The organism is Indioceanicola profundi (genome assembly GCF_003568845.1).
Classification (GTDB): domain Bacteria; phylum Pseudomonadota; class Alphaproteobacteria; order Azospirillales; family Azospirillaceae; genus Indioceanicola; species Indioceanicola profundi.
Genome location: NZ_CP030126.1, coordinates 2,036,698 through 2,059,198 on the forward strand (window position 1 = coordinate 2,036,698; position 22,501 = coordinate 2,059,198).

The window sequence follows — 22,501 nt, forward strand, 5'->3', positions numbered from 1 at the left end:
ATGATCAGGCTCAGCAAGCTGACCGACTATGCCGTCGTCGTCCTGACGGAGATGACCAGGGTGGAGCCCGGCACGGGCAAGCCCGCCGTCTTCACCGCGCCGGCGCTGGCCGACCGCACGGCCGCACCCGTGCCGACGGTGCAGAAGGTGCTGAAGCTGCTGGCCCGGGACGGCATCGTGGTCTCCACGCGCGGGGCCGCGGGCGGCTACAGCCTGGCTCGGCCGGCCGACCGCATCTCGGTCGCGGAGATCATCACCGCCATCGATGGCCCGATCGCGCTGACCGACTGCGTGGATGGCGGCGAGGGAAGCTGCGGCGTCCAGCCGCTGTGCCCCATGCGGGGCAACTGGGACAAGGTGAACCGGGCGGTCCGCACCGCCCTGGACGGGGTTTCGCTGGCCGATATGGCCGTGCCGTCCCTGCCCGCCTTCGAGGTCACGGCCAAGTCGGCGCGCGGCGCCGTGATGGCCGGCTGACCCGGCGGACGGAACGGTAGAGCACACAGGTTCGAGCAAGAGGGACGAGGCACATGGCCGCCACCGAACAGACGATCGAGCAGGTCCGCACCCTGACGGAGGCCAAGTACAAGTACGGCTTCTATACCGACATCGAGTCGGAGATGGCGCCGAAGGGTCTCAACGAAGATACGGTCCGCTTCATCTCCGCCAAGAAGAATGAGCCGGAATGGCTGCTGGAGTGGCGGCTCAAGGCCTATCGTCATTGGCTGACGATGGAAGAGCCCTCCTGGGCGATGCTGAACTATCCGAAGATCGACTACCAGGACGCCTACTACTACGCGGCACCGAAGACCAAGGCCGGCCCGAAGTCCCTGGACGAGGTCGATCCGGAGCTGCTGAAGACCTATGAGAAGCTGGGCATCCCGCTGAAGGAGCAGGCGATCCTGGCCGGCGTCGAGGGTGCGGGCGACACGCCCGCCGTGGCCGTGGACGCCGTGTTCGACAGCGTCTCCGTCGCCACCACCTTCAAGAAGAAGCTGGAGGAGAAGGGCATCATCTTCTGCTCCATCTCCGAGGCGATCCAGAACCATCCGGAGCTGGTGCGGCAGTATATGGGCTCCGTCGTGCCCTACTCCGACAACTACTTCGCCACGCTGAACAGCGCCGTCTTCACGGATGGCAGCTTCGTCTACATCCCGAAGGGCGTCCGCTGCCCGATGGAGCTGTCCACCTATTTCCGCATCAACGCCAAGAACACCGGCCAGTTCGAGCGCACCCTGATCATCGCGGACGAGGGCAGCTACGTCAGCTATCTGGAGGGCTGCACCGCTCCCCAGCGCGACGAGAACCAGCTCCACGCCGCGGTGGTCGAGCTGGTCGCGCTGGACGACGCCACCATCAAGTACAGCACGGTCCAGAACTGGTATCCGGGCGATGAGAACGGTGTGGGCGGCATCTACAACTTCGTGACCAAGCGCGCCGCCTGCCGCGGCCGGAACAGCAAGGTGTCCTGGACGCAGGTGGAGACCGGCTCCGCCATCACCTGGAAGTATCCGAGCTGCATCCTGCAGGGCGACGGGTCGGTGGGCGAGTTCTACTCGGTCGCCATCACCAACAACCGCCAGCAGGCCGACACCGGCACCAAAATGATCCACATCGGGAAGAACACCCGGTCCACGATCGTCGCCAAGGGCATCGCCGCCGGCAAGTCCAACAGCACCTATCGCGGGCTGGTGAAGATCCTGCCCAAGGCGGAGGGTGCGCGGAACTACACCCAGTGCGACAGCCTGCTGATCGGCGACAAATGCGGGGCGCACACCGTGCCCTACATCGAGAGCAAGAACCGCACCGCCCGCATCGAGCACGAGGCCACCACGGCCAAGATCAGCGAGGACCAGCTCTTCTACTGCCGCTCCCGCGGCTTGGCGGAAGAGGACGCGGTCGGCCTGATCGTCAACGGCTTCTGCAAGGAGGTCCTGAAGGAACTCCCCATGGAATTCGCCGTGGAAGCCCAGAAGCTGGTGAGCATCAGCCTTGAGGGAAGCGTGGGGTAAGGAAAGCAAGCCCGTAGGTCGGATTAGCGGGCAACCGCCCGCGTAATCCGACGCTCCCTGGTGCGAGGAACGATGTCGGATCACGGCGCATCGCGCCTGATCCGACCTACCAATGAACGGATGTCACGTCATGCCACTGCTCGAAATCAAGAACCTGCACGCCACCATCGACGGCAAGGAGATCCTCAAGGGGGTCGACCTCGCCATGAATCCGGGCGAGGTCCATGCCATCATGGGCCCGAACGGCAGCGGCAAGAGCACGCTCTCCTACGTGCTGGCCGGCCGCGAGGGCTATGAGGTCACCGAGGGGCAGGTGCTGTTCGACGGGCAGGACCTGCTGGAGCTGGAGGCGGAGGAGCGTGCCGCCGCCGGCCTGTTCCTGGCCTTCCAGTACCCGGTGGAAATCCCCGGCGTCACCAACGCCACCTTCCTGAAGGAGGCGCTGAACGCCATCCGGAAGAGCCGGGGCGAGTCGCCGCTGGACGCGATGCAGTTCCTGAAGCTGATCCGCGCCAAGGCCGCCGACCTGAACATGACCGACGAGATGATCAAGCGCTTCGTCAATGTCGGCTTCTCCGGCGGCGAGAAGAAGCGGAACGAGGCGCTGCAGATGGCGGTGCTCCAGCCCCGGCTGGCCATCCTGGACGAGACCGACAGCGGCCTGGACATCGACGCGCTGAAGATCGTCGCCGACGGCGTCAACAAGCTGCGCACGCCCGACCGCGCCATGCTGGTCATCACCCACTATCAGCGCCTGCTGGACTACATCGTGCCCGACGTGGTGCACGTCCTGGCCAACGGGCGCATCCAGCGGACCGGCGGCAAGGAGCTGGCGCTGGAGCTGGAGCAGAAGGGCTACGCCGAGTACGGCGCCAACGAAGCGGCCTGACGGCAGGAGGAGCGGCCATCGTGGCCCACGAACCGCGCATCACGCTGGAATTGGGGACGGATGCCGCCGCGGCCGCCATGGCCGTGGTGCTGCCGGGCCTGGGCGCGTTCAACGCGACCCGGCTGCCGGCGCCCGCCACCCGGTACGGCGTGCTGGCGCGGGACATGGGCACGGATGCGGTCCTGGCCGGGATCAGCGTCGTGGTCTACGGCACCATCGGCTACAGCCACTGGGCCGGCTGGGCTGTTCCGGCGGCGGAGGGCGGCCCGGCCTTGCCTGCCGTCGTGACGCGCGCCGCCCGGGCCGCCCAGGTCCGCGGCTGCACCCGGCTGGAGGCGCATGTCCGCGCCCATGACGACATGTCGCCCTATGAGGCGCTGGGCTTCCGCCCCACGGTCCGGGTGCCCGACCATATCGCCGGCGGCGACTATACGGTCATGGCGCTGGAGCTTCCTGCCGACCTGCCGCCCGCCATTCCGGAGGGCGTGTCGCTGGAGCTGCGGGAGCCGATCTCCCGCCTCTTGGCCGGCGAGATGTGGACCCGCCTGGACCGCCGCCGCCAGTCCCGCCTGCCGGAACGGCCGCGCTGGGCCTGCGCCCTGGTCCGCCAGAGCGAAACCGTGATGGGCGGCGCCCTCTGCTACGGCACGGCCGGCGACTTCATGGTGGACATGGTCTGGCTGGACGAGACGCTCCGCGGCCGCAACCTCGGCCTGGAGATGTTGACCCGCGCCCTGGAGGCCGGGCGGGACATGGGCTGCACCCGCGCGGGCGTGGAGACCATGGACTGCCAAGCGCCGGGCTTCTACCCCAAGGCCGGCTTCGCCCCCATCGCCTATGTTCCGAGCGACGTGCCCGGCATGGGCATGACCTTCTTCCGCATGCGGCTTTGAGCCGGCAGATAGCAAGTCGAACGATCATGACGAACGAAACGACCCAGACCCCGGCGCCCGTCCAGGCCTATCTCGACCAGTACAAGGCCGCCCTCGGCAGCCTGCCCGGCACCGGCCTGCCCTGGCTGACGGAGCTGCGCGCGGCGGGCATCGACCGGTTCGCCAAGACCGGCTTCCCCACCCAGCGGAACGAGGCGTACCGCTTCACCAGCCTGCGCGCGCTGGAACGGCAGAACTTCGCCGTGGCCCCCCGCGGCGGCGCAGCCGTGGTGCCGGAGCAGGTACCGGTCGTGGTGGAGGGCAGCCACCGGCTGGTCTTCGTGAATGGCCGCTTCGACGCCGCCCTGTCCAGCATCGGCAACCTGCCCCAGGGCGTGGTGCTGGAGAGCATGGCCGCGGCCCTGACCGGCAATCCGGAGCTGGTGGCCGAGAATCTTGGCCGCACCGCCACCCTGGACGGGCACCCGCTTCTGGCCTTGAACATGGCCTTCCTGGGCGACGGCGTCGTGCTGCGCATTCCCCGCGGCACGGTCGTGCGGGAACCGGTGGAGCTGACCTTCCTGGCCGCCGAGGGGGCTGAAGGCCAGTCCTGGCATCCCCGCATCCTGGTCCTGGCGGAGCAGAATTGCGAGGCCACGCTGGTGGAGCAGCATCTGTCCCTGGCCGGCGGCCGCTACTTCGCCAACGTGGCGGCGGAGATCGTGGTGGGTTCCGGTGCCCGCATCCGCCACTACAAGCATCAGGGGGAAGGCCCGGACGCCATCCACATGGCGACCGTCACCACCCGCATCGCCCGCGACGCCACCTATGACAGCTTCACGCTGAACACCGGCTCCATCCTGTGCCGGCATGAGGCGCGGACCCTGCTGGACGATGTGAACGGCTCCTGCCATGTCTCCGGCGCCTATGCCGTGCGCGGCAAGCAGCACACCGACTTCACCAGCTTCATCGACCATGTGAAGCCGCACTGCACCAGCCGCCAGGTGGTGAAGGGCGCCATCGACGATGAGGCCCGCGCCGTCTTCCAGGGCAAGATCGTGGTGCGGCCGGACGCGCAGAAGACCGACGGCTACCAGCTCAACCGCGCCCTGCTCCTGTCCGACCGGGCGGAGATCAACGCGAAGCCGGAGCTGGAGATCTATGCCGACGACGTGAAGTGCAGCCACGGGGCGACAGCAGGCGAGCTGGACGACGCCCAGCTCTTCTACCTGCGCGCCCGCGGCATCCCGCTGGAGCAGGCCCGCGGCCTGCTGATCGCCGCCTTCCTGGACGAGGCGATGGAGGAGATCGCGGACGAGACCGTGCGCGCCGTCCTCCAGTCCCGCGTCCACGCCTGGCTGGGGGCGCGCTGAGCCATGCCGGCCCTCGCCGCCCCCGACATCCGCATCACGGTGCAGCGCCCGCCGGTCCAGTCGGACACGGCGTGGATCGACGCGGCCGTGGCGCGGCAGGAGGTGGCGGTGCTGGGCGGCTCCCGCCGGCCTGTGGGCATCTTCGCCCGCGACGCGCAGGGCCGGGTGACGGGCGGCATCAGCGCCCAGCGGATCGGGCCGGACTTCTATGTCCATCTCCTGTGGGTGGACAGCGCCTTGCGCGGCACGGGGCTTGGCCGGGCGTTGATGCTGGCCGCGGAGCATGCCGCCCATGCCCGCGGGGCGAAGCGCATCTTCCTGAACACCATCACCTTCCAGGCGCCCGGCTTCTACGCCCGTCTGGGCTATGCGGAGGAAGGGCGGCTGGTGGATTTCATCCAGGGCAGCGACCGGCATTATTTCCGGAAAAGTGTCGCGGCCGTCCCCCTTCCCGCTCTGCCCGCCGGCCTTGCCCTGGACATCACCGACAGCCCCGCCAAGGCGGACGTCCAGGCGATCGACGACGGCCTGACGGCGCATTGGAACGAGCACGCCGCCCCCTATGAGGAGATCGCCGCCCTGGCCCGCGGGGCCTCTGGCGCGCTGGTCGCCGGGGCCGTCGGCGTGCTGGACAATGGCAGCTTCACCCTGGTCCACATCTGGACGAGGGAAGAGGCCCGCGGCCAGGGTCTGGGCCGCCGGCTGGCGCGGGAGCTGGAGGATGCGGCGCGGGCCGCGCGCTGCCGCCACGCCACCGCCTATCCCATGGACTGGCAGTCGCCCGGCTTCTTCGAACGGCTGGGCTACGCCGCCCTGTTCCGGGTGAACGATTACACCGCCGGCCACGGCCGGACCTGGATGCGCAAGGATCTGAGTGCATGAGCAACACCGCGCCCCTTGGGACCGCCACGGCTCCCCACGGCAGCAACGCGCCCTATGACGTGATGCGCGTCCGCCAGGATTTCCCGATCCTGTCCCGTCTGGTGCATGAGAAGCCGGGCCGTCCGGGCAAGCCCCTGGTCTATCTGGACAATGCCGCCAGCGCGCAGAAGCCGCGGCAGGTGATCGACGCCATGTCCCGCCTGCTGGAGGAGGATTACGCCAATGTCCATCGCGGCGTCCATTTCCTCTCCCAGCGCTCCACCGACCTGTACGAGGCCACGCGCGACAAGGTCGCCGCCTTCCTGAACGCGCCCAGCCGGGAGAACATCGTCTTCACCCGCAACGCGACGGAGGCGATCAACCTCGTCGCCCAGAGCTGGGGCGGGAAGCATCTGAAGGCCGGCGACACCGTGCTGCTGTCGCATATGGAGCACCACGCCAACATCGTGCCCTGGCAGCTCCTGCGCGACCGGATCGGCATCGGCATCAAGGTGGTGCCGGTGCTGGACGACGGCGCGCTGGACATGGACGCCTATGCGGACATGCTGACCGACGACGTCAAGCTGGTCGCCATCACCCATGCCAGCAACGTGCTGGGCACGGTGAACCCGGCCAGGGAGATCGTCCGGCTGGCCCGCGCCAAAGACAAGACCGTGCTGCTGGACGGCAGCCAGGCCGCAGTCCACATGCCGGTGGATGTGCAGTCCATCGATCCGGACCTCTATGTCTTCACCGGCCACAAGCTGTACGGCCCGACTGGCATCGGCGCGCTCTACGGCCGGAAGGAGGTTCTGGACTCCATGCCGCCCTACCAGGGCGGCGGCGACATGATCTCCACCGTCACCTTCGAGAAGACTACCTACCGGGAAGCTCCCTACCGCTTCGAGGCCGGCACCCCGCCGATCATCGAGGGGGTGGGATTGGGGGCCGCCATCGACTATGTGAAGGAGATCGGAATGGACGCCATCATGGCCCATGAGCAGCGCCTGCTGGCGCATGCCATGGACCGGCTGGCGGACATCGAGGGGCTGCGCCTGATCGGCACGGCGCCCGGCAAGGCGGCCATCATCAGCTTCACCATCGACGGCATCCACCCGCACGACATCGGCACGCTGCTCGACCGCGCCGGCGTCGCCGTCCGGGTGGGCCGCCACTGCACGGAGCCCTTGATGGAGCGGTTCGGCGTCGGGGCCACGGCGCGGGCCAGCTTCGGGCTCTACAACACCGAGGACGAGGCCGCGATGCTGGCGGACGCCGTCCGCGCGGCGAAGGATTTCTGGGGGTAAGGCATGTTCGACGATCTACGTGACCTCTACCAGGAAGTGATCCTGGACCATGGCAAGAACCCGCGGAACTTCGGCAAGCCGGCCAGCTTCAACCGCACGGCCCGGGGCGACAACCCCATGTGCGGCGACAAGATCACCGTCTATCTGACGGTGGGCGAGGACGGGATCATCCAGGATGCCGGCTTCGACGGCCGCGGCTGCGCCATCAGCCAGGCCAGCGCCAGCCTGATGACGGAGATCCTGAAGGGCAAGCCGGTGAAGGAAGCGGAAGCCCTGTTCGGCAGCTTTCACGACATGTGCACCAAGGATGATGAGGAGTGGACCGACCACGGCCCCGTCGATCCCGATGCCATGGACAAGCTGCAGGTCATGTCTGGGGTGCGCGAATTCCCGATGCGGGTGAAATGCGCCACGCTGGCCTGGCACACCATGAACGCCGCGGTGCATGGCGAGGCCGTGACCTCCACCGAAAACGCCGCGTTCTGAGAGAGGGGAAGAGATGAGTTCCATTGAACGACCGATCGCCCCCGACGTCACCATGGGCGCCCCGGTGGACATTCCGGAGGGGGAGCGGCTGCCGCCCGACGCGCCGCTCCACGACCGCGTGATTGAGGCGCTGAAGACCGTCTACGACCCCGAAATCCCGGTGAACATCTATGAACTCGGCCTTGTCTATAAGTGCGAGGTGGATGAGGACGGCGATGTCGACATCGAGATGACCCTGACCGCCCCCGGCTGCCCTGTGGCCGGCGAGATGCCCGGCCAGGTCCAGGGCGTCGTGCGCCAAGTCGAGGGCGTCGGCGACGTGCAGGTCGAAATCGTCTGGGAGCCGGCCTGGGACCCCAGCCGCATGTCCGACGAGGCCCGGCTGACCCTGGGAATGTTCTGATTTCGTGCCGTCCGGCGTTGCTGGACGGTACTTCTCAACCGTCATCCCGGTCGGGCAACATGGATGAAAACGGAGGGTATCGCCATGACCACCCTTAAGGAGCGCCCCAAGGCGCTCACCATCACCGACGCGGCGGCCGAGCGCGTGAAGTCGCTGATCGCCAAGGCGGACAAGCCGATCATCGGGCTGCGCGTCGGCGTCAAGGCGCGCGGCTGCTCCGGCATGAGCTACTTTGTAGAATATGCCGAGGAGAAGAAGAAGTTCGAGGAGGTGGTGGAGGACAAGGGCGTCACCATCCTGATCGACCCCGCGGCCACCATGTTCCTGCTGGGCTCGGAGATGGATTACCAGGACGACAAGTTCCAGTCCGGCTTCACCTTCAAGAACCCGAACGAGAAGGCCCGTTGCGGCTGCGGCGAGAGCTTCACCGTCTGATCCGGCTGCCCGTCAGGCGGCCGGCTCCGCAGTTTCCAGATCCGCCATCTCGGCCTCGCCGACGATGAACCCGGCGGAGGGGGCGAACCTCCCCTCCACCCTGGCCTTGAACTCAAGGCCGGACCGCGCGAACCCATGGACCATCCGCCCCTGCTCCCCCGCCTGTCCCCCGGGCATGCGGGACAGGGCCGATGGCAAGGACGGGTTCATCACCCTCACCCGCCATAGCCGGTCATAGCGCTGCCATTCCTGGTCCGCCATGCCGATCACCTGCTTGGGCTGCCGCTTCAGCGCCTCGATGCGCTGCTCCGCCTCTTCCGTCGACCGGTTGATCCCGTGGATCGCCTCCTCCGCCTCCTCGATGGCCTGACGGATCGCCGCCTCGTCCCGGCGGGCAAGGCGCAGCTCGGCGGCGGCGGCATTCTTCTCATCCACCGCGGCAGCGATCCGCCGTTCCGTCCGCTTGATTACCCTGTGCAGCCGCCGGGCCGACAGCACCATGCCGGCCCCGCCCAGGGCCAGGGCGAGAAAGCTGACCACATGCATCCAGGTGATGACGATCATCGGCCGTATCCCGCCTCCGCCCGCGCTTCCGGGGCCGAACTGGCGGCGGCCGGGCGGACCATCGGCTTGGCCGCGACCTGAACCTGGGTCATTTCGCCGACGGAATAGCCCTTGGCCGCCGGAAATGCCGATTGCAGCATGGACCGCGCTGCACGTTCCTGGGAGGCCCAGATCCGCACCACATTGCCATATCGCCAGATGCAGGGCGCGCTGTCGAAATCCTTGTGGGAGGCATCCGCGAAGCGCCGGTGGCTGACCCTGGCGATGAAGAGTTGGCTGCCCAGCGCCGCTTCCCCGAGTTCGTGCAAGACCTCGACCCGGTCGCTTTCCAGCGCGGCCAACGTCATCTCCGTGCGGCTGAGCTTGGATTTCAGGCGGAACCGCTCGGCGTTCCGGCGCTCGCGCAGCACCGCCTGCCGCCGGTTGCCCTCGAGCGTACGGACGGTGAGATTGCGCGTCCGCGTGATCTCCACCTTGATGGCCGCGTAATCGGCGATCCACTCATAGATATCGGGCAGCACGATGCGCAGCAGCTCCATCACGATGGCCGCCGCAAGGCAGGCCGCCGCGAGGGACAGCACGACGACATCGGAGTCCGCGATCTGAAGGTACATCCTGCTCCCCGCATGCCGCCTTCCGGTGGCATCATAGGACGCAACGGCCGCGGACCCGACCCACTCTTTACGTCGAAAACTATTGGGGTATGCAGCGCCTCCATTCGGAGTGCGGCTTGCTGGCGTGACACGGCCCCGGCCCTCGCCTATTCTCCGCCCCGGACGAACATTCCCGGTACCCTCGAGGAAACGGACCTATGGACAAGGGCACGCCGAAGGCCATCCAGCTCAAGAATTACGCGCCCCCGGCCTGGCTGGTGGACACGATCAGCCTGCATTTCGACCTGCGGGACGGCGGCACCACCGTGACCTCCCGCATGGGCGTGCGGCAGAACCCGGCCCGCGCCGCGGAAGGCCCGGCCCCGCTGGTGCTGGACGGCCAGGATATGGAGCTGGTGTCGGTCGCCATCGGCAACCGCGTGCTCTCCCCCGACGAATATGCCGTCACCCCGGACGGCCTCAGCATCTTCAAGCTGCCGGCCGCCGCGGATGTGGAGATCGTGACCCGCATCCGGCCGGAGGAGAACACGGCGCTGGAGGGGCTCTACAAATCCTCGGGCAACTACACCACTCAGTGCGAGGCCGAGGGCTTCCGCAAGATCACCTACTTCCCCGACCGTCCCGACGTGATGGCGAAGTACACGGTGACGCTGGAGGCCGACAAGGACTCCTGCCCGGTGCTGCTGTCCAACGGCAACCGCGTCGATGGCGGGGAGGCCGCGGAGGGCCGCCACTGGGCGCGGTGGGAGGACCCGTGGCCGAAGCCGGCCTATCTGTTCGCGCTGGTCGCCGGCAAGCTGGTCCATGTGGAGGACCGGTTCCGCACCCGTTCCGGCCGGGACGTGCAGCTCCGCATCTATGTAGAGCCCGGCAATGAGGACAAGTGCGCCCACGCCATGGAAAGCCTGAAGAAGTCCATGAAGTGGGATGAGGACGTCTACGGGCTGGAATACGATCTGGACGAGTTCAACATCGTCGCCGTCTCCGACTTCAACATGGGGGCGATGGAGAACAAGGGCCTGAACATCTTCAATACGAAGTACATCCTCGCCCGCCCCGACACCGCCACTGATACCGACTTCCTGGGCATCGAGGCCGTGGTGGCGCACGAGTATTTCCATAACTGGACCGGCAACCGCGTCACCTGCCGCGACTGGTTCCAGCTCTCTCTCAAGGAGGGGCTGACCGTCTTCCGCGACCACCAGTTCAGCGCGGACATGAACTCCGCCCCCGTCCAGCGCATCCAGGAAGTCAGCCGGCTGCGCCAGATCCAGTTCGCGGAGGATGCCGGCCCCACCGCGCACCCCGTCCGCCCGGACAGCTATATCGAGATCAACAACTTCTACACCCCCACCGTCTATGAGAAGGGGGCGGAAGTCCTGCGCATGTACCACACGCTCCTCGGGGCGGCAGGCTACCGCAAGGGCATCGACCTGTATTTCCAGCGGCATGACGGCCAGGCCGTCACCACCGACGACTTCCTGGCGGCCATGCGGGACGCCAATCCGGAGGTCGAGGTGGATTGGGAGCAGTTCCGGCTCTGGTATTCCCAGGCCGGCACGCCGGTGGTGGATGGCGAGGCGGAGTATGACGCCGCGTCCCGGACCTACCGCCTGACCCTGACCCAGACCGTCCCGGCCACCCCCGGCCAGCCGGTAAAGCAGCCCATGCTGATTCCGGTCTCCCTCGGCCTCGTCGGGCCGGATGGGGAGGACATCCCGCTGCGCCTCTGCGGGGAGGATGAGCAGGGTCAAACCAGCCGGGTGGTGCAGTTCACCCAGGCGCAGCAGACCTTCATCTTCCGCGACGTGCCGGCAAAGCCGGTGCCGTCCCTGTTCCGCGGCTTCTCCTCCCCGGTGAAGCTGCGCTTCGGCTATTCGGACGCCGATCTGACCTTCCTCATGGCCCATGACAGCGACGCCTTCAACCGGTGGGAGGCCGGGCAGACCCTGTCCACCCGTCTGATCCTGTCGCTGGTGGCGCAGCGTGCCGCGGGCCAGGAGCTGCGGGTGCCGGATTCCTATGTGGAGGCCATGGCCGCCACGCTGGACCGCGCGTCCGAGGACCCGTTCTTCGCCTCGCTGGTCCTCTCCCTGCCCAGCGAGAACTATCTCGGCCAGCAGATGCCGGTAGTGGATGTGGACGGCATCCACGCCGCCCGCAGCCTGGTCCGCCGCACCGTCGGCACCCGCCTGCGTGACAGACTCCTGACCACCTATGACGCCAACCGGCAGCAGGGCGAGTTCTCCATCACGCCGGATGCGATCGGCCGGCGCGCCCTGAAGAATGCGGCCCTCTCCTATCTGATGACGGCGGAGGATGCGGAGGCCGGCAAGCTGGCCCTGGCCCAGTACCGCGCCGGCGGAGCCATGACCGACGTCCTGGCCGCCCTCACCGCCATCGCGGAAAGCGACCTGCCGGAACGCGACGAGGTGCTGGAGGATTTCGCCCAGCGCTGGAAGGGCGAGGCCCTGGTCATGGACAAATGGTTCATGGTCCAGGCCATGGTCAGCCGTCCGGAGACGGTGGAGCGGGTCACGGCCCTGCTGCAGCATCCCGGCTTCAGCATCAAGAACCCCAACAAGGTCTATGCCCTGGTGGGCGGCTTCGCCGGGAACCCGGTCTGCTTCCACGCGGAGGATGGCAGCGGCTACGCCTTCCTGGCCGACCGGGTGATCGAGCTGGACCGTCTGAACCCGCAGGTCGCCAGCCGCATGGCCAAGCCCTTCGCCCGCTGGCGCCAGTACGACCCCGTCCGCCAGTCCCACGCCCAGCGCGAACTGCAACGCATCAAATCCACTGAGGGCCTGTCGCCCGACGTGTACGAGATCGTGTCGCGGAGCCTGGAGGGCTGACCACCCGTCGACACCGCCAATCGTCCTCGCCCTGGCCACCTTCGGCAACGACCGGCTCAGGGCGAGGGTGACTGAAGCTCCACTCCCCCTCCTCTCCGTCACCCCGGCTTCCGCCGGGATGACGGGAAAAAGGTGAACCACCACCCGCAGGAATGCCCATGACCACCCTCACCGTCCTGCAAGGCGACATCACCACCCTGGACGTGGACGCCATCGTGAACGCCGCGAATGCCCAGTTGGCGGGCGGCGGCGGGGTGGATGGGGCGATCCACCGGGCGGCGGGCCATGCGCAGCTCCAGGCGGCGCTGCGCCCCTTCGGCGGCTGCCGCACCGGCGACGCCGTGATCACGCCGGGCTTCAATCTCAAGGCCCGCCACATCATCCATACCGTCGGCCCGGTCTGGCAAGGCGGCGCGCGGGGGGAGCCGGAGCTTCTGGCCTCCTGCTACCGCCGCAGCCTGGAACTGGCGCTGGAGCATGCTCTCACCACCGTGGCCTTCCCCGCCATCTCCACCGGCATCTATGGCTACCCGCCGGAACGGGCCGCCCCGCTGGCGGTCGCCACGGTACGTGATTTCACCACCGCCAATCCCGGCCTCCGCGAAGTGATCTTCTGCTGCTTCAGCGCCGAAAGCGCCGAGCTGCACCGCAAGGCCCTGACGTAGGCCCCCGGCGCTGGCCCGTCACGCGAAGCGTGGCCGACATAGCGCGCCCTACCCCGCAAACCGCTCCACCCAACCCCCTTCCCCTTCCGCGCCTGGATGTGTAGCTCTGGCGCGGCGTTTCCGTGACCGATGAGGCAGACCTTGACCCGTACCACGCTGACCGTCCTGCAAGGCGACATCACGACCCTGTCGGTGGACGCCATCGTGAATGCGGCAGCGCCCGGCCTGGGCGGCGGCACCGGCGTGTCCCGCGCCATCCATGACGCGGCCGGCCCGGACCTGTTCGAGGCCGCCACCAAGCTGGACCCGGTCGGCCGCGGCGATGCTGCGGCCACGCCCGGCTTCGCCCTTCCGGCCCGTTGGGTGATCCATGCCGTCGGCCCGGTTTTCGTCACCGGCGCCTTGGGGGAGGACAAGGTTCTGGGCAAGACCTACCGCCGCGCGCTTGAGGTCGCCCGCGACATCGGCGCCCGCACCGTGGCCTTCCCGGCCATCTCCACCGGCGCCTACCGCTTCCCCCGCGACCTCGCCGCCCGCATCGCCGTGGACAGCGTGCGCGCCACCCTGGAAGGTCTGCCCGACGTATTCGACGAGATCATCTTCTGCTGCCGGTCGGAGGAGAGCGCCGCCTTCCACCAGGCCGCCCTGGCAGGGGCCTGAACCGGCTCACGGTCCGGCACAACGTCGGTGACATTATTCCTATTTCCATGCCATGTTATCCGCCGGCCTCACCGGGCCGGCGGTTCTTGAACAGGATGAAATCGGGCGATCCCCGCCCTCTTGACGCAACACCTTGCGATCTGTGGTGCCTTTGGTGCGTTAAGCGTGCGGCTGCGACGGCCGCCCCACTCTTACTCCACCGGTGCGATGCTCACGATCTTGAAGGGGCGCTGCACGCCGTCATGCTCGGTGACGGACATGTATTCGCCCTCGATGAAGGTATGGCCTTCGAAGCGGAAGATCGGCTCATCCTCGCCGGCCTCCAGCCCGTCATAGTGGAAGTACCATTTGCCGCCCTGGTTGATCAGGCGGCCATGCTCCTCGGGCTCCGCCGCCCAGAAGCGCCGCACGGTGCAGCGGTCCTTGCCACTGTTCCAGCCCTCCTGGTCCAGGTGCCCGTCATCGGTCAGCGGGGCCACGAACTCATAGCCCCGGTCATTGGCGCCCTGGGGAAACTCCTCCTCCGTGCGGGCCAGTTCCAGGCGGATCATCTTCAACGGCATTCCATCTTCCCTTTCTTGCGGCGCCCCGCGGCCCGGCACGGGACCGATCCGCGGGTTCCTTCGGCGGGTTCAATGGGCCATCAACACCGGGCAGGTGGCATTGTTCAGGACATGGCGGGTAACACCGCCCAGGATCAGCTCCCGAAGGCGGGACGTGCCGTAGCCGCCCATCACCAGCAGGTCGGCATCCACCTCCGCCGCGGCCCGCAGCAGGGCTGCCCCGACGCTTTCGCCGGAGGTCGCGACCTCCCGCACCTTGGCCCGCACGCCGTGCCAGGCGAGATACCCGGCCAGCTCGGCGGCGGAGGCGGGGTCCGTCTTTCCCGTCGGGGCGGTCAGGATGTGAACCTCGTCGGCCCGCGTGATGACGCCCATGGAGAAGCCCACGGCCCGCGCCGCCTCGGCCCCGCCGTTCCAGGCGATGGCGATGCGCCGGCCCACGGTCGCGGGCGGCAGGTCCGGCGCGATCAGCAATGGCCGTCCACTGGTCAGGAGTGCGGCTTCCAGCATCACCACGGCATCGACGCTGGCGGATTCCGGCGTATGCGGGAAGACGGTCAGATCGGCCAGCCGGGCGGCCCCGGCCACCATGGCTTCGCACCGGCCGGTCTTTTCCACCCAGGCGGCGGTGGGGCCTCCCGGGCCGGGCGCGGCATCGGCCAGGGTCGCGCCTGCGGCAAGGCGCTGCTCCTCGAATAACCGGCGGGCTGCGGCGGAGCGGGCATTGTTGTCCCGCTCCGCATTGTCCATGACCTCCTGTACCAGCGCGCCGGAAATCCCCTCTCCCAGCATGGGAATGGTCTCATTGGGGTCCGTGCGGACGAACAGCGCCTCCACATGCGCTTCCGCCGGCCAGGCAAGCGCGAAGGCGGTGGCGATCGCTGCCGCATCCGCCTTCCCGGTCCCCAGAACACAGACGATCTTCTTGAACGGCATGGCCGGTCCCCTTCTGAATGCAGGAGGAAAACCTAGAACCGCGCCGGCGTCGGCTCATTGACGTGCGTCAAGCGCCGCACCTGCCCGGCCCCGCTCCTCCGGCAACAGCCGCCGGGCCGCCTCGGCCACCTCCTCCGAAGGGCCTTCTGCGGACAGGACCCGCCAATCCATCCCGCCAAGGTCGAAGCCGGCTTGAAGCCGTACAATGTCCGCCGTGGCGTCGGATGCGTCGCCGGTCCGGGCCTCGACCCGGGCAAGCTGGGTGCTCTGCTCCGCACTCAGCCACAATCCTGTGAAGGGCTGGCCGACGGCACGGGCTACCTCCCCAATGGCGGCGCGCTGCTCCGGCCGGGCATAGACCCCGTCGCAGATCACGGCATGCCCGCTGTCCAGCACCTGTCCGGCAAGGGCCGCCATCTCCGCATAGACTCGGTCGGTCACCGCCTCGCCGTACCCTTCGGGACCCAACCGGGCCAATTCGTCCACGCCCAGCATGCGCTTGCGCAGCACGTCGGACCGCAGCACGACTGCCCCCGGCGCCGGCCCGGTTCCGGGCGCCAGAAGGCGGGCCAGCATAGTCTTCCCTGTTCCCGACAGCCCGCCGATGGCGATGAGGCCGGCCTGGCCGGGCTCCGCCACCCGCAGGGCGAGGTCCAGGTACGACAAGGCCTCCCGGCGCAGCTCCGCCGCCTCCTCCGCCTTGCTCCTGCCGGCTGCCATGGTCGCGGTGATGTGGGCCCGAATGCCGGCGCGGATGCCGAGGAACAGCGGCAGCAATGCCAGCCCGGCCGCATCGCCGCTCCGCTCCAGATATCGGTTGAACAGCGCATTCGCCAGGGGACGGAGCCGCCGATGCTCCAGATCCATCAGCAGGAAGGCCAGATCGTACAGCACGTCGCAGATTGCATAGGCCTCGTCGAACTCGATGCAGTCGAACGGCACCGGACGGCCGTCCTGCAGGACGATGTTCCGCAGATGCAGGTCGCCATGGCAGTGCCGCACCTGGCCGGCATCCCGCCGCCGATCCATCAGCTGGGCATGCCGATCCAGCGCCCCGGCCAGCACGGCGGACAGCCGCCGCACCTGCCGTTCCGGGAAGATGTCCGGAAAGGCCTGCAGCCGCTCGATGACCCCAACGGCGATGTTCCGCATCGCAGCCGCCCCGGCCCCGTCGGGCCGGGGTTCCGCCTCTTCGTGGAAGGCGGCGACCGCGTCGGCCAGATCGCGCATCAGGGCCGGGGTCAGGTCCCCACGCGCCGCAATCCGGTCCAGCAGACATTCCTGGTCGAAGCGCCGCATGACCACCAACCATTCGATGGGCCGCCCGGTTATCTCCTCTCCCGGTCCAGACAGCGTCAGCCGGCCGTCCTCATCCGCCACGACCGCGCCGAGGCCGAGATAGATGCCGGGCGCCGTCCGCCGGTTCAGCTCCACCTCCGCCACGCAGGCCCGGCGGCGGAGATCCAGGGTGGAGAAATCGAGAAAGGGGAAACGCACGGCCTTCTTGATCTTGTAGGCCAGCCCGCCGGCGAGGAACACTGCCGCCCCGTGCGTGTCCAGCCGCATGACGTCCTGCCCGCCATGGGGCGCCGGGTTGCCGAGGAAATCGAATATCCGCTCCTGGGCTGGAATGGCCTCGGCAGGAATGGGTTGCTTGTCGGTCATGGTTCGGCTCTGTCCGCAATGGCTTCCCCTTGGGATGAGGTGGTGTCAGCCCTGCCATTCGCAATGCGGGAACGGAAGCGCGGGCCATGGGCGTTGACAGGAGCGCCACCGCACCGCACGCTTTCGTTTCGCAGCGCAGCAGGAAAAGCCCGATGCCCAAGAAGGCCCGCATGGAGCTGGAGAATTCCCCCCCGCCCCAGGACACCGCCGTCGCCACGGCGACCCGGAATGGGACCGGACCTGTTCCGGCTCCGGCGGAAGCCGGGGATGAGCGGAAAATCCTGTCTGCGGCCGCCACCGTCTCCCCCCTTCTGGCCCGCCCTGCGGCCCGTTTCGCACTTCCATCCAAATCCCAGGCGCCTGCCCTCGCGGCCGAGCTGGCAGAGGCGCTGGAGATGTACGGGCGGCAGACGGAGACCGATCCCTTCGCAAACCCGGTGCTTCTGCTGGGCCTGGACGTCTCGCGCCGGCTGCGTGCCGGGACCCTGGCCTTGGGCGATGTGGAGCAGCTCATCCAGTACCTTTCGGCGGAAGGCTTCCTGGCCCGCGCCAAGCGGCTCGGCTCCTATCTGGGGGAGGCCGATCCGGAGGCCAACACCAGCCGGCTGGAGGAGCTGATCGAGGCCCTCGCCTCGGCCAGCGGCGATTTCAGCCGCTTCGCCGCGACGGTGGAGCGGGAGTCCTTCGGCATCGTCATCACCGCCCACCCCACTTTCAGCCTGTCGGGCGAGCTGATGGAGATCCTGGCCTGCCTCGCCACCGGCCGGGATGCGGAGGGCGCGGCGCTCACGCCGAAGAAGCGGGAGGCGCTGGTCCGCCGCATGGCGTCGCTGGAGCACGCGCCGGAGGAGATGACCCTGGCGCGGGAGCATGCGCTCTCCCTCACCGCCATCGCCAACATCCAGTCCGCCCTGCGCACCCTCTATGCCGTGGTGCTGCGCGTCGCCCGCCGGCACTGGCCCGACCGCTGGATGGAGTTGACGCCCCGCATGATCACGGTGGCGAGCTGGGTCGGCTACGACCTGGACGGCCGCTCCGACATCCGCTGGTCGGACACGCTGCACAAGCGGCTGATCGTGCAGAAATGCCAGCTCCGCCACTATCTGGCGGAACTGCGGGAGATCGCGGGCGCCATGCCCCGGCAGGAGGACCTCCGCCACACGCTGGAGCTGATCGAAAGCCGGCTGGCCCTGGCGCTGAACCAGGTGACGGATGAGATCGCCGCCTTTGGCGGGCACGATGCGGCCACCGACGTCGCCCATATCCAGCGCATCGCCCGCCGGATGCATGAGGGGCTGCCGCTGCGGCTGGTCGAGGCCGGGCACGCGATCGAGCTGATCGACCGGGCCATCCGCCTGACCGGGGAGGCCGCGCAGGACGCGGCCGCCGCCGACACCGTCGAGCGGTTGGCCGTGCTGCGGGCGGAGCTGGCAAATTACGGGCTGGGCATGGCGCATACCCATGTCCGCATCAACTCCACCCAGCTCCACAACGCCATCCGCAAGACCGTGGGCATGGAGACGGAGCCGGACGATCCCCGCTACCGCCAGTCCTTCCTGACCAAGGTCACGGAGCTGCTGGACGGGGTTCGGCCGGCGAAGATCAATTTCGGCAGCATCATCGCCGAACGCACCAGCGCCAAGCGCCTGTTCATGGTGGTGGCGCAGATGCTGAAATATTCCGACGCCACCACCCCGGTGCGCTTCCTGGTGGCGGAGAGCGAATCGGCCTTCACCGTTCTGACCGCCCTCTACTATGCCCGCCTGTTCGGGGTGGACGACCGGGTGGACATCAGCCCGCTGTTCGAGACGGAGAAGGCGCTGGAGGTCGGCAGCCGGGTGATCGAGCAGTTGCTGGACAACCCGCACTACCGCGACTATGTGCGCCGCCGCGGCCGGCTTTGCATCCAGACCGGTTATTCGGACGCCGGCCGCTATCTGGGCCAGATCCCCGCCGGGGCCAGCATCGAACGGCTGCGGCTGCGCATCCTGCGCCTGTTCGCCCAGCGGGAGATGACCGATGTGCAGCTCGTCATCTTCGACACCCATGGCGAAAGCATCGGCCGCGGCGGGCATCCCGGCGGCTTCCGCGACCGGCTGGCCTATGTCAGCCCGCCGGCCACGCTGAACTTCGCCGCCAGCAACGGCGTCGCCCTGAAGCAGGAGGTCAGCTTCCAGGGCGGCGACGGCTATCTGTACTTCGTGACCCCGGCCGGCGCGCTCGCCGCCGTTACCCGCATCGCGGAATATCTCTGGGGGACGGAGAAGCCGGCGCTGGAGGACGACCCGTTCTACGCCGACGCCGACTACATCCGGGAGGTGTTCACCACCATCAAGACCTTCCAGGTCGGGCTGGTGGAGGACCCCAATTACGGGGCCCTGCTGGCCGCCTTCGGCACCAACCTGCTCTACCCCTCCGGCAGCCGCGCCATCAAGCGGCAGGTCGAATCGGCGGAGGACGGGCCGGAGGAGGTCATGGCCTCCCGCTTCCGCGCCATCCCGCACAACGCCATCCTGCTGCAGATGGGGATCGCGGCCAACGTCCTGTCCGGCGCCGGTGAGGCCATCGACCGCGACCCGGACCATTTCCGCAGCCTCTACGAGGCGTCGCCCCGCTTCCGCCAGCTCATCGGCCTGCTCCAGTACGGGGTGGCGGTGGCGAGCCCGGATGCCCTGCGCGCCTATATCGACAGCCTGGACCCGGCCCTGTGGCTGACCCTGGCCGCCCGTGCCAAGGACCCGGCGGATGCGGAGGAGCTGCGCCGCGTGGCCGGCTATCTGGAGGAATCGCCGACCCACGCCCGCCTCATCAAGGTGTTCCGCCGCCTCTACCGCGACTTCGCCCTGCTGAGCACGAACCTGGAGCGGGCCGGCGCCCTGCCCCCGCAGGACGGGGAGGCCCGCACCGCCCTGGCCCTGCTGCACGCGCTGCGGCTGGCCCTGCTGCACGAGGTGTTCCGGCTGGCCACCCATGTGCCCCAGTTCTCCAGCCAGCACGCCGTCAGCCACCGCCGGCTGGTCGGTCGGCTGCTGCATCTGGACGTGCCCTGGGCGATGGAGCTGCTGTCCCAGATCTTCCCCGCCACCACCGACACCGCGCTTGGCGGCGATTTCGGGGAGCCGGCGACCTATGTCAGCGATGAGAGCCAGGACTACAGCCAGGAGAATGAGCGCATCTTCCGCCCGATCTCCAACATCTACGAGCTGATCCGCCGCACCGGCAACGCGGTGAGCCAGCGGATCGGCTTCTTCGGCTAGGGAAGCCGGTCAGGAGCCTGTGCGCAGGCAGCCGTCGCAGGGCATCCAGCCCAGCCAGCCGGCGTGCAGGCTCATGATGTAGAGCCGGTCTTCCAGCTCCAGCACGCCGGTGGATTCCGGGTAGGCGCCGCTGGGGTCCTGGAGGTCGGCCACGATCCCGCCCTGCTCGTCGAAGGCGATGACATGGCCGTACGGCTTCGGCACCGGCCAGAGCGAGCGCGGCAGGCGCATCGTGACCTTGCGCAGCTCCGGGCTGCCGGCCAGCCTGTCCACCACGGGGCTGCGCGGCTTGGCGAAGCCCAGCCAGATGCGCCCGTCCCGCCCCCGCAGCAGATTGTCCGGATAGCCCGGCAGATTGTCCAACAGCACCGCCGCCCGCCCGTCCGGGGCCGCCGCGCCGAGGTTGCGGGCGCTGGCGTCCACGGTCCAGACGCGATAGCGCCCGGTCTCGTTGACGAACAGCGTCCGCCCGTCCTGCGACAGGGCGATGCCGTTGGCGAAGGACAGGCCGCCCAGCACAAGCTCCGTCGTGCCCGCGCCGGGATCGTGGACCAGCACGCTGCCGGTGGCGGAATTCTCCAGGATATCCATCACGCTTGCCTGGAACGTCCCGCCCCATTCGGCCGGCGCGAAGCGGGCGGAGGCGTCGGTGAAGTAGATTTTCCCGTCGCCTGCCACCGCGACCCCGTCGGCGTAGCGGATCGGCTGCGCCGTCCCGTCCGGCCCGGCGAAGCTGTCGGCCAGCACCCGCACCGCCCCGTCCGGCGCGATGGCGAGCAGGCCCAGCTCGGCGTCCGCCGCGATCAGGTTGCCGTCCGCGTCGAAGTCGAAGCCCAGCACCCGCCCTCCGGTCCTCGCGAACAGCTCCAGCCCCGTCCCGTCGGGCCGCATGCGCAGGATTTCGCCGGACAGGACGGTGAGATAGACCTTCCCGTCGGGGCCGAGCGCCACATGCTCCGGCCCCTCCTGCCCGTTCAGCTCGATCCGTTGAAGCCCCGCCAGCCGCTCATTCACCGCATGCGGGCCGGCATAGCCGGGATTCTCCGGTGCCGCCCAGGCCACGGGCTCCACCGGCACCGGCCATGCCGCCAGATACCCCGCCCCCGCCAGCACGGCCACTCCCGCCGCCACCGCCAGACCCCGCATCGCACCGCCTCCCCGATCTGCATCGTTAGGGCAGCCTTAGCGTATCCCGGCACCGAAGGGAATCGGCGCGGCCGGAAGGGGTGCGGATGTGCGGATCAGGGCCGCGGCGTGCGGAGGTCGCCGCTGACGCCGGTATCGCCCGGCCCGGCCTGCGCTTCCATATCGGGGCCGGCGCCGATGGCCGCCAGCAGATGCTTCGCCACCAGTTCGGAGGATTGCGGGTTCTGCCCGGTGATCAGATTGCCGTCGCGCACGGCGAAGGGCTGCCAGTCCGGCCCCTTCTTGATCCTGGCCCCCAGCCCCCGCAGCCTGCTTTCCAGCAGGAAGGGCACGGTGTCGGCCAGCCGCACCCCATGTTCCTCACTGTCCGTGAAGGCGCTGACGCGCTTGCCCTCCACCACCGGCCGGCCATCGGCGCGCTTGGCCGTGACCAGCCCCGCCGGCCCATGGCAGACCGCGGCGACGATGCGGCCGTCATCGATGTAGGAGCCGACCAGCACGGCCAGCGTGTCGCTGGCCGGCAGGTCCCACATGGTGCCATGCCCGCCCGGCAGCAGCAGGGCGTCATGCGGCTGGCGCGAAGCCTCTTCCACCGAGGGGGTGCTGCGCGCGGCCTCCATGGCTTTGGAGTCGTCCAGGAAGCGGCGGACGCTGGCCGGCACTTCCTCCTGCTGTTCCGCCGGCTGCTCGCCGCTGCCGTCGCCGGCCTGGGCCGGGATGCTGCGCGGGTCGAACGGGATCTGCCCGCCCGCGATGCTGGCCAGCGTCACCTCCGCCCCGCCATCCAGCAGGGCGTAATAGGGGGTCGCCAGCTCCTCCAGCCAGACGCCGGTCTTCTCCCCGCCGCCGCCCATCTCTGCATGTGAGGTGGTGACGATCAGTACGCGCTTGCGATCCATGCTCCGTCTCCTTGCTGCCTTGAGCCCTGCGAACATGAA

21 protein-coding genes are annotated in these 22,501 nt (G+C 68.6%); 14 read left to right on the plus strand and 7 right to left on the minus strand.

Annotated features, from left to right (window positions below):
* The 10 genes from DOL89_RS09740 (at window position 1) to DOL89_RS09785 (ending at window position 8,638) form a co-directional block, all read left to right on the plus strand.
* Window positions 1-477 (plus strand): SUF system Fe-S cluster assembly regulator, encoded by a 477-nt coding sequence (locus DOL89_RS09740; RefSeq protein ID WP_119678971.1) that lies wholly within the window; start codon window positions 1-3, stop codon window positions 475-477.
* Between the two features lie 53 nt (window positions 478-530).
* A complete protein-coding gene (gene sufB, locus DOL89_RS09745) occupies window positions 531-2,012 on the plus strand; it encodes a Fe-S cluster assembly protein SufB (RefSeq protein WP_119678972.1) in 1,482 nt (493 codons plus the stop codon).
* 130 nt (window positions 2,013-2,142) lie between these two features.
* A complete protein-coding gene (sufC, locus tag DOL89_RS09750) occupies window positions 2,143-2,901 on the plus strand; it encodes a Fe-S cluster assembly ATPase SufC (RefSeq protein ID WP_449768882.1) in 759 nt (252 codons plus the stop codon).
* Window positions 2,902-2,921: 20 nt separating this feature from the next.
* Window positions 2,922-3,794: a GNAT family N-acetyltransferase gene (locus DOL89_RS09755; protein ID WP_119678973.1), complete on the plus strand. Its 873-nt coding sequence runs from the start codon at window positions 2,922-2,924 to the stop codon at window positions 3,792-3,794.
* Between the two features lie 26 nt (window positions 3,795-3,820).
* Window positions 3,821-5,146, plus strand: a complete 1,326-nt coding sequence (sufD, locus tag DOL89_RS09760) for a Fe-S cluster assembly protein SufD (protein ID WP_119678974.1) — start codon at window positions 3,821-3,823, stop codon at window positions 5,144-5,146.
* Window positions 5,147-5,149: 3 nt separating this feature from the next.
* Entirely contained in the window at window positions 5,150-6,028 is an 879-nt protein-coding gene (locus tag DOL89_RS09765; protein WP_119678975.1) for a GNAT family N-acetyltransferase, read from the plus strand.
* Window positions 6,025-7,314, plus strand: a complete 1,290-nt coding sequence (locus tag DOL89_RS09770; RefSeq protein WP_119678976.1) for an aminotransferase class V-fold PLP-dependent enzyme — start codon at window positions 6,025-6,027, stop codon at window positions 7,312-7,314. The genes DOL89_RS09765 and DOL89_RS09770 overlap by 4 nt, the downstream gene beginning before the upstream one ends.
* A 3-nt stretch (window positions 7,315-7,317) precedes the next feature.
* Entirely contained in the window at window positions 7,318-7,800 is a 483-nt protein-coding gene (gene sufU / locus DOL89_RS09775) for a Fe-S cluster assembly sulfur transfer protein SufU (RefSeq protein ID WP_119678977.1), read from the plus strand.
* A 13-nt stretch (window positions 7,801-7,813) separates the two neighbouring features.
* Entirely contained in the window at window positions 7,814-8,203 is a 390-nt protein-coding gene (locus tag DOL89_RS09780; protein WP_119678978.1) for an SUF system Fe-S cluster assembly protein, read from the plus strand.
* Window positions 8,204-8,287: 84 nt separating this feature from the next.
* Complete coding sequence (locus DOL89_RS09785; RefSeq protein WP_119678979.1) at window positions 8,288-8,638, plus strand: HesB/IscA family protein; 351 nt, start codon at window positions 8,288-8,290, stop codon at window positions 8,636-8,638.
* Window positions 8,639-8,650: 12 nt separating this feature from the next.
* Here DOL89_RS09785 and DOL89_RS09790 read toward each other — a convergent pair whose 3' ends face one another.
* On the minus strand, window positions 8,651-9,202 hold the full coding sequence (locus DOL89_RS09790) for a hypothetical protein (protein WP_119678980.1): 552 nt from the start codon (window positions 9,200-9,202) through the stop codon (window positions 8,651-8,653).
* A complete protein-coding gene (locus DOL89_RS09795) occupies window positions 9,199-9,816 on the minus strand; it encodes a hypothetical protein (RefSeq protein WP_119678981.1) in 618 nt (205 codons plus the stop codon). Before DOL89_RS09795 ends, DOL89_RS09790 begins: the two co-directional genes overlap by 4 nt.
* A gap of 197 nt (window positions 9,817-10,013) precedes the next feature.
* On the opposite strand from DOL89_RS09795, the gene pepN reads away from it, so the two are divergent.
* From pepN to DOL89_RS09810, 3 genes are all read left to right on the plus strand, one after another.
* A complete protein-coding gene (gene pepN / locus DOL89_RS09800; RefSeq protein WP_119678982.1) occupies window positions 10,014-12,671 on the plus strand; it encodes an aminopeptidase N in 2,658 nt (885 codons plus the stop codon).
* A 158-nt stretch (window positions 12,672-12,829) separates the two neighbouring features.
* Entirely contained in the window at window positions 12,830-13,336 is a 507-nt protein-coding gene (locus DOL89_RS09805) for an O-acetyl-ADP-ribose deacetylase (RefSeq protein WP_119678983.1), read from the plus strand.
* A 141-nt stretch (window positions 13,337-13,477) separates the two neighbouring features.
* Entirely contained in the window at window positions 13,478-13,996 is a 519-nt protein-coding gene (locus DOL89_RS09810; RefSeq protein WP_225889753.1) for a macro domain-containing protein, read from the plus strand.
* A gap of 191 nt (window positions 13,997-14,187) precedes the next feature.
* Here DOL89_RS09810 and DOL89_RS09815 read toward each other — a convergent pair whose 3' ends face one another.
* The 3 genes from DOL89_RS09815 to DOL89_RS09825 all read right to left on the minus strand — a co-directional run bounded on the left by DOL89_RS09815 (window position 14,188) and on the right by DOL89_RS09825 (window position 17,160).
* The gene (locus DOL89_RS09815; protein WP_119678985.1) at window positions 14,188-14,559 is read right to left on the minus strand and encodes a hypothetical protein; all 372 of its coding nucleotides are present in this window, start codon (window positions 14,557-14,559) and stop codon (window positions 14,188-14,190) included.
* Window positions 14,560-14,628: 69 nt separating this feature from the next.
* Window positions 14,629-15,495: a universal stress protein gene (locus tag DOL89_RS09820; RefSeq protein WP_119678986.1), complete on the minus strand. Its 867-nt coding sequence runs from the start codon at window positions 15,493-15,495 to the stop codon at window positions 14,629-14,631.
* Window positions 15,496-15,549: 54 nt separating this feature from the next.
* Window positions 15,550-17,160 (minus strand): bifunctional aminoglycoside phosphotransferase/ATP-binding protein, encoded by a 1,611-nt coding sequence (locus DOL89_RS09825; RefSeq protein ID WP_119678987.1) that lies wholly within the window; start codon window positions 17,158-17,160, stop codon window positions 15,550-15,552.
* 152 nt (window positions 17,161-17,312) lie between these two features.
* On the opposite strand from DOL89_RS09825, the gene DOL89_RS09830 reads away from it, so the two are divergent.
* On the plus strand, window positions 17,313-20,417 hold the full coding sequence (locus DOL89_RS09830) for a phosphoenolpyruvate carboxylase (protein ID WP_162937433.1): 3,105 nt from the start codon (window positions 17,313-17,315) through the stop codon (window positions 20,415-20,417).
* A 9-nt stretch (window positions 20,418-20,426) separates the two neighbouring features.
* Here DOL89_RS09830 and DOL89_RS09835 read toward each other — a convergent pair whose 3' ends face one another.
* Window positions 20,427-21,563: an SMP-30/gluconolactonase/LRE family protein gene (locus DOL89_RS09835; RefSeq protein ID WP_119678989.1), complete on the minus strand. Its 1,137-nt coding sequence runs from the start codon at window positions 21,561-21,563 to the stop codon at window positions 20,427-20,429.
* A 95-nt stretch (window positions 21,564-21,658) separates the two neighbouring features.
* Window positions 21,659-22,462 (minus strand): type 1 glutamine amidotransferase domain-containing protein, encoded by an 804-nt coding sequence (locus DOL89_RS09840; protein ID WP_119678990.1) that lies wholly within the window; start codon window positions 22,460-22,462, stop codon window positions 21,659-21,661.
* Between the last annotated feature and the right edge of the window lie 39 nt (window positions 22,463-22,501).